Annotated in this window: 11 protein-coding genes and 1 tRNA gene; 7 read left to right on the top strand and 5 right to left on the bottom strand. The window is 48.0% G+C overall.

What is annotated here, in order from left to right:
- Positions 1-190: 190 nt before the first annotated feature.
- Positions 191-278 (bottom strand) — tRNA-Ser (locus QW772_07140).
- 434 nt (positions 279-712) lie between these two features.
- On the opposite strand from QW772_07140, the gene QW772_07145 reads away from it, so the two are divergent.
- Positions 713-1,588, top strand: coding sequence for a hypothetical protein (locus QW772_07145; GenBank protein ID MEM0038681.1), 876 nt, complete (start codon positions 713-715; stop codon positions 1,586-1,588).
- A gap of 1,190 nt (positions 1,589-2,778) precedes the next feature.
- On the opposite strand, the gene QW772_07150 is transcribed toward QW772_07145, so the two are convergent.
- Positions 2,779-3,465, bottom strand: coding sequence for a CPBP family intramembrane glutamic endopeptidase (locus tag QW772_07150; protein ID MEM0038682.1), 687 nt, complete (start codon positions 3,463-3,465; stop codon positions 2,779-2,781).
- A gap of 490 nt (positions 3,466-3,955) precedes the next feature.
- Between QW772_07150 and QW772_07155 the strand changes: the two genes are divergently transcribed.
- From QW772_07155 to QW772_07175, 5 genes are all read left to right on the top strand, one after another.
- Positions 3,956-4,117: a hypothetical protein gene (locus QW772_07155; GenBank protein MEM0038683.1), complete on the top strand. Its 162-nt coding sequence runs from the start codon at positions 3,956-3,958 to the stop codon at positions 4,115-4,117.
- A gap of 824 nt (positions 4,118-4,941) precedes the next feature.
- Positions 4,942-5,205 (top strand): AbrB/MazE/SpoVT family DNA-binding domain-containing protein, encoded by a 264-nt coding sequence (locus tag QW772_07160; GenBank protein MEM0038684.1) that lies wholly within the window; start codon positions 4,942-4,944, stop codon positions 5,203-5,205.
- Positions 5,162-5,620, top strand: a complete 459-nt coding sequence (locus QW772_07165) for a PIN domain-containing protein (GenBank protein ID MEM0038685.1) — start codon at positions 5,162-5,164, stop codon at positions 5,618-5,620. Before QW772_07160 ends, QW772_07165 begins: the two co-directional genes overlap by 44 nt.
- Before the next feature lie 941 nt (positions 5,621-6,561).
- The gene (locus QW772_07170) at positions 6,562-6,876 is read left to right on the top strand and encodes a hypothetical protein (protein MEM0038686.1); all 315 of its coding nucleotides are present in this window, start codon (positions 6,562-6,564) and stop codon (positions 6,874-6,876) included.
- Between the two features lie 2 nt (positions 6,877-6,878).
- Positions 6,879-7,217: a type II toxin-antitoxin system VapC family toxin gene (locus QW772_07175; GenBank protein ID MEM0038687.1), complete on the top strand. Its 339-nt coding sequence runs from the start codon at positions 6,879-6,881 to the stop codon at positions 7,215-7,217.
- A 461-nt stretch (positions 7,218-7,678) separates the two neighbouring features.
- On the opposite strand, the gene QW772_07180 is transcribed toward QW772_07175, so the two are convergent.
- The 3 genes from QW772_07180 to QW772_07190 form a co-directional block, all read right to left on the bottom strand.
- Positions 7,679-7,849 (bottom strand): hypothetical protein, encoded by a 171-nt coding sequence (locus QW772_07180; GenBank protein MEM0038688.1) that lies wholly within the window; start codon positions 7,847-7,849, stop codon positions 7,679-7,681.
- A 69-nt stretch (positions 7,850-7,918) separates the two neighbouring features.
- Positions 7,919-10,252 carry a plasma-membrane proton-efflux P-type ATPase gene (locus tag QW772_07185; protein ID MEM0038689.1) on the bottom strand — a complete coding sequence of 778 codons (2,334 nt, stop codon included), beginning with the start codon at positions 10,250-10,252 and terminating at the stop codon, positions 7,919-7,921.
- A gap of 362 nt (positions 10,253-10,614) precedes the next feature.
- Positions 10,615-12,597, bottom strand: coding sequence for a S9 family peptidase (locus tag QW772_07190; GenBank protein MEM0038690.1), 1,983 nt, complete (start codon positions 12,595-12,597; stop codon positions 10,615-10,617).
- A 229-nt stretch (positions 12,598-12,826) separates the two neighbouring features.
- Between QW772_07190 and QW772_07195 the strand changes: the two genes are divergently transcribed.
- Positions 12,827-13,009, top strand: a complete 183-nt coding sequence (locus QW772_07195; protein ID MEM0038691.1) for a hypothetical protein — start codon at positions 12,827-12,829, stop codon at positions 13,007-13,009.
- Positions 13,010-13,028 lie beyond the last annotated feature (19 nt).

Raw genomic sequence — 13,028 nt, forward strand, 5'->3', positions numbered from 1 at the left:
GAGTTATCATAGAGTTACCCCTTCATCAAGTCTCCCAATACACTTTTTATACCTCGAAGGTGTATCCACATCGCGGGGGTAACCAATGCCCTCTACCTGGAGGGTTAAAGTTGTGAAGGGTAGGTTCTACCTGTACCATGGGGATAAGTACGTTGGTCCTATGGAGGATGTCGTGGGTGTTTATGAGGAGTGGCGCCGGGGGCGGGATTTGAACCCGCGCGGGGTGTTCCCCCACCGGCTTAGCAGGCCGGCGCCCTACCAGGCTAGGCGACCCCGGCTCTACTATTTCCCTTATTATTCCGAGGGTTAAAAGTATTTTTCTACATATTATCCTCGCGCTTTAACTTAACTGCTTTCTGCTGACAGAGTAGTGCGTGCATTGATGTCTGCATCGCACGTAACCTTGTTTGCTGTTCTGTAGACCGTTGTTTGTTGGCAGTCCTCTTTGGACGGGGGTGTCGAAACGTTTTACGCTTAGAGCGCGTCATCCGGTCTAATGGTGCTGTACATTGATGTGTGCAGGGGGATAAAGACCGTTCACAGGTAATAAAGTATCCCTCGAGCGGGTCATAGTAGTTGGTTGCTGTTTACCTGAAACGATATGAAATGATGATGCTTGATCGCTAGAATTTACGTTTGAACTAAAAGTTTGTTAATTAATGATCTCGGGAAGCTTTTAAGGATCTCCATCATACTCTTATTAGGGAGACTTATGAGCTTTTGTATTAAGGACAAGAGCTTTGACGAAATCAAGAGGAAAGCTGAGTTCCTTAATAAGTCCTGGAGTAAACTTAGAAAGGAGCTAATACCTCCTGAAGTTACAATTACTTTTCTCTATCAGAACGAGTATGCACCGCTGATAGGAACAATATGCGATGAACAGGTAAAAGCAGATGATGCATGGAAATTCCCAGAATGGCTTAACGGTAAGATAGGAGGACTAACCCCCGAGAAAATTGAGAAACTAGGTAAAAGTAAACTCCGAGAACTCCTAGAGGAGTACTTCAAGAATAAATGGTCCAACTGGATGAAGGAAGAAGATAAGAGAGACTATCTGGAGAGAATACCGAAACATATAGTAGATACCATGAGACTACTCAAGAAAGAAGGAGTTACACCAGTCACTATGTTCGAGAACAGAGAGTACACTGCAGCTGAAGTTTACCTAATGTTGCGGAGGCTTCCGGGTATTGGTCCTAAGAAAGCTAAGATGATTGCCAAGTACCTCCAGCTAGCTAGTGAAGGTATTCTTGGACATCCTTGGTTTACACAGATAAAAGCAAAGAACCCTGAGTTCAAGGTAACTGGGGTTATAACACCACCTATAGATGTTCAAGTTGTTAAGGTATTCTGCAGGATTTTTGGAGTAAAAAGAATGAATTGGAATGTTGTAAAGAACGATCCAGACTTAATACAGGACATAGAAGTATTCTCTATGCTTGCTTTTCCAGATATGCCAGCCATCATAGACGAAGTCTATTGGAATGTAGGTAGAGAGTACTGTGATGAAGAAAATCCAAGATGTTCAGATTGCCCGTTGAACAAGATATGCGATTACGCAAAGAAGAAACAAGCATCCTCAACGTGAATACTTGCAATAGAGAAAAGAGAACTCTATCAGCAAGAGCTGAGGATATTCATATTACAAAACGCTTGGGGGTTCATAACTTTTTCTTATATTTACTTCATTGTATTCCTAGACGTAGTCTCCTGATTGCTCAGCGCACGTGTTGATCATTTTTCAATTCTTTGTATTGTATTCTCAAGTACGTTGATTTTCCTTCTTCAATTCAATTTATCCTGGTCGGGTTTCATGGTAATCATGAGTGTTTGATCGAAATTTCTCCGCGAATAATTGCCAAGACGTGTCCCGAGTTAGTACAGGATGATCAAGTGGCTTGATCAGGATTGATTCAATGCTTCATAACAGTTTTGTTTGACCGGGTTTGTTCAGCTCATTGTGAGGGTTCAACGTGTTGATCGAGCATCCCTGATCTGGACGGGATGTTCTGTCATTGTGATCAGCGGTGTCCGTATCAATGTACTGAGTGTTCTCAGGGTTCAGCGATTTTATTGTGCTCGGATTTCGCGTTACCTAAAGTGGTTTAATGGTACCTCCGAGGTTTCACGGATGCAAGGGGTTCTAGTCGTGAGATCCCTCGGTGGAGATGATCGGTGGAAACCAATGCCGTGAACTATCATGTGGAGTTGTTTTCGCGAGTTGGAGAGAAGTGGGTGAATTGTTCTTTAGATTAGCTGAAGATGCTTGATTAGGTCAAGTAACGGTTTACTACATACTGCATCATAGTTGTTCACAGCCTTGACCACATCCAGTAGATAATCCTGCATGCTAATCTACTACTTCAGTTAACTCCATGTCAAAGCACGACAATAAACTCCTGTTCACAGTAGGATTAAGAAGAATTGAAGAGAGAGTTAAGCATTAGTGTACTCCATTAATGTACTCTCACCAGGTTACACCTGTAGAGGATAAGGTTTTCTTGTAGGGTAAACCTTATATTGGTTTAATTACTGTGTCTACCTATGGATGGACCTTACCATGAGGAGAGCAATTGAGAAAGAGGTTAAGAAGCTAATGCTTAAAGAACTCGAGGAGGAGTCTAGAGAGCTCTTCAAGGATCTTTCTCACATCAGATGAAGAAGTAGTTGAGTTAATAAGAGAAAATAGGGAAGGTAGATAGAGTTGTATCTCTACAATGCTGTTGAAATCTTGGAACATTCTAGGTTTACTAAATAGATCCCCCAAACTACTCCCGTTCACAGCTCCTTTGCTTCGAGCTTTAGGTTCTCGGATTCACGGAGGAAGATGGCTAGAAGGTGGAAGAAGATGAACCAGCTGGTGAATAAGCTGGTGTTTAGGATTAATTCGTTTGTGTAAATGGATAGGAAAGTGTAGGAGGTCATTATGCCTCCGTGTAGTGAAGCCGAAACATAGATGTCTGATGCCTCCCTTATGGCCCCGGCTAGGTGTCCGAAGGCGAAGCACCCTAGGATGTGTATGGGCATCCACCAGGTCGGTTCCCACCTTGATGTGATCGGGTTCCAGTAGTTGACTATGTGTATCAGGGCGAAGATTGCAGAGGTTAGAGGTAGACTAACTCCATAATCAACTCTCCAAGCCCTAAAGACGAGCCTCCGCCAGCGCCTCTCAAAGACCTCATTAAGCCTAGACTGCGCGTAGCCCCTAAAGTAAGCCTCCTCAACAAGCCCGACGAAGACCATGTAGAAGAACACATTTAGAATTACGCTGAGTGGCGACAGCCCAGCAGGCTTAGCTACACCTAGAGCCACCGATACAGCGATCGAGACCGCGGTAGGTATGATAAAGACCGCTATAAATGCTGAGCTCCACTTCAATGTGAAACGCAGATTCTTTGGTATGAAGCCGTAAATCCTTAAACTCCTCCTGGGTAAGATGATGGTTAGTAGGGTTACGAGCATCATGAATGTTTTGAAGCTAGAACCAAGGAAGATACCACTTAAGTAGGTTGAATAAGCCTCGTGGAACCACGCAACAAAAGCTAGAATTAGAGAGACTAGGCAGACCTCAAGTAAAGCTACATACTGCTTACGCTTATCCAGGGGAGCAACCCTAGCTACATCCTACAAACGAGGAGATAAAAATCTTAGTAGCCTTGGGGTTATTGAAGTCCAAGGAGAAACTCTGTGTAGGGCATATTAATAAGATATTCGTATCAATGAAGACCCCCATCATCGAGTTCGTTCATTAAATGCTATGAATAACCTATCTCGTAGACAGTGATCGTGACTAAGAGAATATTGGGAAGACCTCAGAATAAAATGTTTGGGCTTAGGAAGACCTAGGGACGGGATTTAAACCCGCATAAGCGGGGTGGTGGGCTCTCTAAACCAGAGCTTACCCTTTATGCCGATTTATAAACTTCTAAGCCAATAGAATTCTTGGTGACTCCCCGTGACTGAGGAGAAGAAGGAGAAGGGTAAGGCTGAGGAAGCCGCTGAGAAGACTGGGGAGGCCGTGGGTAAGGGAGTAAAGAAAGGTGTTGGAGTAGTCAAAAGTCTTGGTAAGGGATTGGCGAAGGGGATTAAAGGAGAGGAAGAGAAGGAAGAAAAGTAATAACCTTAAACTCTATCCACATAAACACACCAACCTAAACCAGGTTTCCTTCCAACACCTTAGGAAGTGTTAGAACAGGCATAACTACCTACTCTCAACTCACTACGTCATCAACACTCATCATTTTCATGCCTTCTCAACACTACGAATAACGAAACGCAACAAACGAAGACGTGGAAAATCCCTTGAAGAAATAAGGAACTAAGCAAAGAGTATATAAAGCAAGCCCCCACCCAGAAGCCACCACAGAAACACCTAAAGCAGAAAATAAAGACCCCCCTCCCTAAACAAACACAAGGAAAAGCAAACCAACTAACAAAGAACTAAGCCACACACCTAAACACGTAAAGAAACATAAGAGGAAGTAAAAAGAATCTTAAAAAGACCTCGGAATCTATAAGATGGAATTGAAAGTCTGCAGACTACGTAGAGAAAAACGGAATAACTTCAGTAACCGACCTGAATCCATGAAATGGATTGTGCTTGGTTTATGAGGGGTGGCGCCGGGGGCGGGATTTGAACCCGCGCGGGGTTTCCCTCCACCGGCCTAGCAGATCGAAAATATGTGAGTTCTATCCTGAAGTCGGGGATATTCTAATAGTTACGAAAACCTTATGTACCTCAGCAATGATCGGTTAGTACGACCATTACCTACTGCCTGAGAGTATATTCCTTAGATGATACAGTTCATAGACTCTACTAGCTCGACTTTCTTGGCCTAGTGCATGAAATTTTGCGTAAGTGCTCTAGAGTCATTATCTATGGGTGTTGTTGCTCGCTGTATTTATTAAGTAGTGTAGGTTAGAATTTATCGGTGGTCTGAAATGACTGAAAGTCTGACAATACGTGTTGGTCGGAAAAGGACTATAGTTATACCGAAGAGGATTGCGGATATGTTGGGCATCGATGAGGGGAGTCGAGTGATGCTTGTCGTAGGTGATAATAAGCTGGAGGTTATACCATTACCGGATGCTATAACTCTCTCGCTTAAGGGCAAGAAGGTTGCAAGAGTAACTCTGAGGGAACTCGAGGAGGAGAGCATGCGTGAGCAGAAGGAGTATATCGCGGAAACCGAGAGTACTAGTTGATACAACATTCCTCTTACCAGCTCTAGGCGTAGAGATCGAGGAAGACGCTTTAAAAGCTATAGCTCTGTTTAGAAAGCTAGAAATCTACTACTTAGAGGTCGGAATCCTAGAGGCGATGTGGAAAGCACTCAAAGCTATACCACCAGAACATCTCGACATAGTCAAAGTGGGTCTAGAGTCTATAAGAAACACGTACAACATGCTAGACGTACCCGTAGAGGCATACGTAGAGGCCTATAGAATCTACAACGAGGGCCATAAGGACTACATAGATGCCCTGTACTATTCTACAGCTAGGACAACTGATATTCCGTGGCTGACGATAGACGAAGAGTTTATCGAGTTCCTGAAACAACGCAACTACAAGATAAAGGGGATCGTATACACCTCAGAAGACCTTAAGTTAATTACATGATTAAGAGGGCTTTTCGAGTTAATTAAAGTAAGTGCACCCACATATTCGAAGAACATTGAGGTCAGGCCCAGCAATACTAGTCGGGAAGTCAACGTAGAAACAAGGTCTTAAACATCTAAGCAAGGTGGATACTATTCTCACAGCAAAAACAAGCACTACTGCTTAAACCTCCTACTGGTGATTCCTAGTTCGAGTTCTCGAATTATCTAGCGATGAACTCACGTATCCCCATTTGCTAGTTTGTGTGGGAGTTTAGCCGTGAGGAAGATGGAATTAGGGGATTTAAGGAGAAGGGGTTCAGCTCTCATGTAGGTTTATGTTAGGTGGTGTCATTGCCTCATCCCTTCTCTCCTGCATCACCCTTGGAGGCGTTCGGGGCTGTTTTCTTCTTGATGTTTTGAGGGAATGTTTATGAGCGTTGTTTATGTTTATTTTTATTGATGAGTCTGAGCGGTGATGGGGGCAGTGCTCAAAGCCGCCCAGAGACAGAACTGGGTGGGAGCTCCGTGCCATTTAGCTCGACAGCCACCCCATGAACCCGCGCGAATATTCAAATCCATGTGAACAATGTGGAAGGCCCTGGACATGAAAGAACATAAACAAACAAGGATGAACATCCAGGGACAAACAGCACCCCCAGGCACCCCACATCTTGCGTACTTGTAGAACAAGTTTACAGTTGCGCGTCTACGTAGTCTCTGTGTCCTTCATTATAGATTCTACGTGCCTCTATGTATGCCTTATTCGTCGCATCTAATCTGTTATAGATGTTTCTTATGATGTTTAAGCCCTACACCACTCAGTTGTGAAAATAAATAACCTTCAATGGCTAACCATAGATACGGACTTCATCGAGTCACTAAGACAACACGATCACCAAGTAAACGGAATAATCTACACGGTAGAGAACCTCGAAGAGGTGATGAGGAAGCAGCAGGGAAGTGTATGATGTATATACTGAATTCCTTATCTCATCCATTCATATACTCACTATTAAGACGTTTGTATTCACGATAAGTCCCACATCATATACTTGGCTCGCCGTCTCTGCTAAGATTCCGAAGAGGTTGAAAGAGCTTCTAGACAGGTACAGCATAAAGCCTAGCCCTGTCATTAGGAGAGCCCTCGAAGAAGAAGTTAAGAAGCGTATGGTTGAGGAGCTCGAGGAGCTATCTGGCGAGCTATCTAGAGAACTCACTCAGATATCTGATGAGGAGGTAGTTGAACTGATACGGGAGGATAGGGAAGGTAGGTAGCTGTGTATCTCTACGACGCCAGCGCTATACTAAATCTCGTGAAGAGGAGGAAGGTAAGGGTCTTCGTGAAGGGATGCACTACAGATCTTGCCATCTATGAGACTATTAACGCAGTTTGGGAAGAGTGTTACCTACTCAAGAGAATACGGGTGGAGACAGCCTATGGATTAGTTGAGTTGCTGTCTAAGATCTTCAACATACTGGACCTACACACCGTAGGAAGCCCCGAGAAGGACGTACTAGAAATAGCCATGAAAGAAGGGATAAGTATCTACGACGCATCCTACATCTACATCGCAACACAAAATAAACTAACCCTGGTAACTGACGATAAAAACTGATCAGCGTAGCTAAGAAATACACCAACACAGTAACAACAGCTGAAGTCACTACGTAGTTTTAAACATCCTCGGGCTAACCTGAGGACAAGGTGCTTAGGGGAATCATAGCGTACTCAGACAGCTGAGTATCAAGCAGAGAGCGGGCTCCCAGCCGTAAGCATAACTTAACTACGAACACGCAGACTTATCTTGTGCGTTACTTCCTAAGCCTTACCCTGACCCTCCACCAACGTAGGCAGGGTTAGGTTAGTGTAGTGAACGAACGTCTTCCAAGAGGCTGGGGATAGTCACACGCGAGTTCTAGCCCCGCTCTTCATGTTGGGGGTCGAGCCAAAGTCTAAATACTCAGCTTTCGGGCCGTGTGCTTTAACACCGGGTCGGCTGTGTCATACTCGTTGCCGGTTTTCTCAACGAACCCATAGTTGACTAGTTCTCTCAGGCAGTGTGTTAGCTGCTTGTCACTAACCCTCTTCTTGGGTTTGGGCTTGAGGTCTTATCGGGAGGAAACTCTCTAACTCTTCCCGAACTAGCTTAGAACCCTCATCGAGGGTCTTAGCGATTGCCTCCTCATGACCCACTCTCAAGGCCTGGTAGCCGTAGTACGTGAGCCATCCTATCACGCCGTCAAACATGTTCGCAGCATCCCCTAGGAACGCGTCGTTGATTGCAGTCCCGGACTGCCTGAAACCCTCGAGAAATTTTTATGTATAGCTAAACAGCCTGTATACTGCGATCTTAACGATGTCCGTGAGCAGCAGTGCTACTGCCATGGTGTAGGCCACCGCTATCGCTATTGCGTGCGCTGGTAATGAAGGTATTATTATTCCCCTCCACACGAGGATCGTTGCGACCACACCATCGACCACTATGGCCAGCAACACATACTTGCCTGGCCTCGAGCCCCAGAACGCTCCAGCCTCTCTGAAGTTCAGTATGTTCAGGAGTCCTGAAAGGAGGAGGATGTAGAACATGAAGCTCTGTAGCTGTGGGTATGGTAAGTTAATGAATATCGCTACATATAGCGCCATGAATAGCTCCGCGAGCTTCACAGCGCCAAGCGTGGTTGAGACTGCTGTAAGCTTCCTCACATCCCACTTCTCAGGCTTCCTGCCCGGCTTCAGCACGTCAGCGCTTATGGATAGCGTTACGAAGTCGTAGAGAAACAGCATTAATATCATGTGTGTAGGCGTCAGTATTGGGAGCCCGAGGAACAGAGTCGATATCGCCACAAAATATACTATGCTGAACGTCTTAACTATCTTGTTTACGGTCCACACGACGACCTTCCTGTAAGTCATTCTCCCGAGCCTTATGATGTTGACGATCTCCCTCAAACCTGGGGATGTGAGCACTGCTGAGGCAACTGACTTAGCCACGTCAGTAGCCCCGCTCACAGCCACACCTAGATCCGCCTTCCTGAGCGCGGGCGCATCGTTCACCCCGTCACCGGTCATACCGACCACATGCCCCTTCCTCTGCAGGGTCTCCACAATGTCGTACTTGTCCTCAGGTATGACTTCCGCGAAGACGTCAACGTCCTCGACGCTGCTGACTAGCTGCTCCTTCGAGACCTCCCTCAAGCTGACAGCCCTCTCACCTATACCAACCCTACTCGCTACAGCCTTAGCTATGTGTATGTTATCCCCGGTAACCATCTTCGGCGTCACGCCAAAACCCCTCATAGCATCTATAAACTGCCTTGAGTCCTCGCGGGGTCTGTCGTAGAGCCCTAACAACCCGACGATCTTGATGGTGCTTTGCTGCGTCTCCACGGCTATGGCTAGCGGCCTAAGCCCTTCCTTACTTAACTCCTCAACGCTCTTCCCAATGTTTTCCTTGTTGTCGTCAGCGGCTAGCTGTAGGAGCACTTGCGGCGCGCCCTTGACGACCCTCACCCTCCGCCCCTGAAGCTGAACCAGCGCTTCACTCCTCTTCGTTTCAGGCGTGAATGGCTTAAATTCTAATGTCTTCACCGTGCTTATGCTGATGTTCATCTCCCTAGCCCTCTGCCTGATGGCGTTATCTATAGGGTCCTTCGTTACTTCCTCAGACGCTAGGACGGCATACCGAATCACATCCTCCACACTGTACTCGCTGACCACTGGCACTACTTTATCCACTACTATCCTGTTCTCCGTTATCGTTCCAGTTTTGTCCAGGCATATAATGTCCATCATGGAGGCAGCCTCTACGGCTTCAAGCCTCCTGACGACTATGCCGCTCTTTGCGAGCTCAACACTCCCTAAAGCAAGAGTTATAGTGGTCATGGCTGGCAGAGCTATGGGTATCGAGGCTAGTAGCAACGTTAAGGTGAAGGGCAGGATATCAAGCAAGTTAAGCCCTGCCAGAATAAGCTTAACCACGACCAGGGCTATGAAGAGGGAATCCACGATTAGAAGCCACTTAGTTATGCTGTTGGTTATCTCCTCTATCAGGAGTCTGGGCTTCGCTATCTGAACAAGCTCAACCGTCCTGCCGAAGCGCGTTCTAACGCCTGTTGCAGCTATCCTGATAATAGCCTCCCCCCTAACGACCGTAGTTCCAGCGTAAACCTCGCCACCGACGCCCTTTTCAACGGGTATGGATTCCCCGGTTAACGCAGATTCATCAACTATTACGGAGCCCTCAACAACGACGCCATCAGCGGGCACGATGTCGCCCATGGAAATCTTTACAATATCGTCCGGCACGACGTACTCGGCGGCAACATCAACCCACTCACCATCCCTTAAAGCCTTCACACTTATTCTCAACCTCGATTTGAGCACCTCAACAGCCTTCCCAGCCTTATACCCATGAAGAACGCCAATAACGGCATTTACGAGGAGTAGCGACACCATTATAGTGAAATCCACGTACTTCCCTAAAGCAAGGGAGATTGCCGCGGCCGCTTCTATAGTGTATGGCGTTAATCCCGTGAACCTCCTCAGGAAGGCGGCAACCACATTCTCCCTCTTTTCAGGAACTTTGTTAAGCCCGTATGTCTCCAGCCTCTTCGCGACATCCTCACTGGTCAAGCCCCTATATCCGCTCATTCCACTTGCCTCTGTACCCTCACTACTGCTTAAGCAAGCACTCCTAAATATATCTTCGCTACATTTTTGATTCAATCCCGCAGCCCTGGGTTCCGCACTGACTTTTCATGGAATATCACGTAGTATCAGGGACTTCGCGATCCCCCACTATGGGTCAGCACCGGCGACGACGGGTTACACAGCGGTGGCGCAAATACTACTGCTCACGATACTGGCTACTCTGAACGGATATACTAGCCCAGGGAAATTACTGTCGCTTCAGGAATGAGTTTCCGTTTTCACGTCGCCTCCGAAGTCTTGCCAGTTCCTCAAAACAAGGTGTCGGGCTGAAAAAGTACTGTCTTTCCCAGTCTAAGACATCTTCAATCTCTTTCTTCGACTCCCTTAAGGTGTTTCAGGAACCAGCGCGTTATGTGTTTGAGGTTTTCGACCCTGTGTTTCGGTTTACCGCTCCTGGTGAGTTCGTGGTTTTCGTTCGGGAATAGCAGGAGGCGTGTTTCAACGCCTCTAAGCTTCAGCGCTGTGAACAGCTCTATGGCCTGGTCCAGCCAGCAACGGTAGTCCTCCATGCTGTGGATTATGAGTGTTGGGGTTCTCGCGTTTTCCACATGTGTTATAGGGCTTTTCTCGAGGTATGCCTGCAGGTTCCTCCACGGAGGCTGACCGCACCCTATCATGTCGGCGTTGAAGTAGAAGCCTATGTCAGTCGTCCCGAACTTGCTTACCCAGTCACTTATAGATCTTTGAGTCACTGCCGCCGCAAACCTGCCTGTATGAGTCACTATCCAGTTAACCATGAACCCGCCGTAACTGCCTCCGGCCACACCAACACGTTCTGGGTCGAGCCTGCCCCCGTACTTGGTTAGCACGTAATCAACGGCCTCCATCAAGTCTTGGTAGTCCCTCTCCCCGAAGTGACACCTTATGTCAGCGAACTCCTCACTGTAGCCATCGCTGCCCCTGGGGTTCGTGTAGACTACGGCGAACCCCTTATGGGCGAGCAGGTGGAATTCGAAGAAGAAGCCGTCGCCGTACATGGTTTTAGGCCCGCCGTGTATGTACAGCACCCAAGGCATTTTCCCACCCCCTACCCCCTCTTCAGGAGGCCAGAGAATCCATCCGTCGATCTCAACGCCGTCGCTCGCCTTGAATGTGAAGTGCTGCGGTTTGGTTAGGTTGAAGGTCTTGACGAAGGACTCGTTGAAGCTCGTCAGCTTCACCAAGTCACCAGCCTTGGATATGTAGAGCTCCGCAGGCTCGTCAGGCCCCATCGCCGTGAAGGCAACTGCACCGTCTAACCCCACGTCGAACGAGTCCACGCTCTTGCCGTCGAGCTCGAGGTGCTTCCTCAGCCCCTCCTCAGGAGCAACTCGGTAGAGGGCGACCTTGCCGGCGTCGGACACTAGGAAGTAGAGGTGGCCGCTCCGGCCCCCGTCAGGAATCCACTTAAGCGACGGTGAGCAGCTCTTCCACCTGGCGTCGCTTCCCAGCGTGTTTAACGCATTCCTGTCCAGCCCCTCCGTCAACACCTTCAACTCCTCGGAGTCGAGGTCGTACACATATACCTTATTGTGTGAGGCCAGGCCCCTCCCCCTCTCAACGTCCCTGCCGATGAAGGCTATCCTCTCACCGTCAGGACTCCACGTGAGGGCTGACACGGCGTACCCCCTCATAGGGAGTTCAACACGCTCCCCGGACTCAATGTCATGCACGAAGAGTCTGGTCTCATACGGCTTCAGCTCCTCGACGGAGGCTGCGTAGGCCACCTTCCTGCCGTCAGGGCTCCAGGCCATCGTGTTGACGTTGAGGTCTCCGTCAGTGAGTTGATGCGTGATCCCGCTCGACGCTTCCACTACGAACACGTGCTTCCTGACGTTGTACGTGAACCCCTCGCCATTGCCCCATATGGGTATCCGGTCTATAATCTTCACGTCCTCATGCGCTTCACCCACCTTAGATATCACGGCCACCTTCCTCGAGTCCGGAGACCACCCGTACTCCGTAACACCGCCTTTAAAGTATGCAAGCCTCCACGGCTCCCTCGACTCGAGGGACGCTATATAGATGCTTGCCCCCTTCTCACCCTCCGCCAGACCGCGCCGAGAAACGAAGGACAGCTTCCTTCCGTCAGGACACCATTGAGGGCAGAAATCATCAGGGCCGCCAGTGAACGGATACACCTCACAACCGTCAACACCCGCCATCCACACGGCGGACTCGTACATGTTTTTCTCAAGGTTTATCTTGGCTGTGAGGAACGCCACCAGCTTTGACGAGGGATGGATGGAAGGACTTGACACTAATACAAGTTTAGAAAGATCCTCATAGCCGAGTAGGCGACTCAATACACGTCCCCGCTAAGTATTACACATGAATTAAAAAGCTGGCAGCAGGGAATGAACAACGCGAATCTATAACTTTCGGTGCATGCGTGCCTGTAGGGGGCAGGATTGATCGGGAAAGACTTAAGGTGGGGTGCTGGGGGTCTTTGCCCCAGGCTCCTCTTCCCTCTTCCTCCTCCCGAGGAGATAGCCTAGGATCAGGCCGAGGAAGAACAGTATCAGCGATATCAAGATGGTTAGGGTACCTATATATGTGGTTATCAACGTTTCTCTAGCTTCTGTTACGGTCGCTGTGAAGGTTTGGGATGGACGCGTGATCGTCGTGGGTACAAGAACAGTCGTTGTTTCCGGAACTATACGGGTAGTCGTCAGGGTCTTTGTGACGGTGGATGTGGTAGGTAGTATCGCGGTATGAGTGACTGTTGCAGTTGTTG

The organism is Zestosphaera sp., from assembly GCA_038727705.1.
In the GTDB taxonomy this organism is placed as follows: domain Archaea; phylum Thermoproteota; class Thermoprotei_A; order Sulfolobales; family NBVN01; genus Zestomicrobium.

What these genes read in the sequence shown, in the direction of transcription:
- QW772_07195 (MEM0038691.1), top strand. Translation starts at nt 12,827, where the DNA reads ATGGTTAGGGTACCTATATATGTGGTTATCAACGTTTCTCTAGCTTCT.
- QW772_07185 (MEM0038689.1), bottom strand. Translation starts at nt 10,252, where the DNA reads ATGAGCGGATATAGGGGCTTGACCAGTGAGGATGTCGCGAAGAGGCTG.
- QW772_07160 (MEM0038684.1), top strand. Translation starts at nt 4,942, where the DNA reads ATGACTGAAAGTCTGACAATACGTGTTGGTCGGAAAAGGACTATAGTT.
- QW772_07145 (MEM0038681.1), top strand. Translation starts at nt 713, where the DNA reads ATGAGCTTTTGTATTAAGGACAAGAGCTTTGACGAAATCAAGAGGAAA.
- QW772_07150 (MEM0038682.1), bottom strand. Translation starts at nt 3,465, where the DNA reads ATGATGCTCGTAACCCTACTAACCATCATCTTACCCAGGAGGAGTTTA.
- QW772_07180 (MEM0038688.1), bottom strand. Translation starts at nt 7,849, where the DNA reads ATGTTTGACGGCGTGATAGGATGGCTCACGTACTACGGCTACCAGGCC.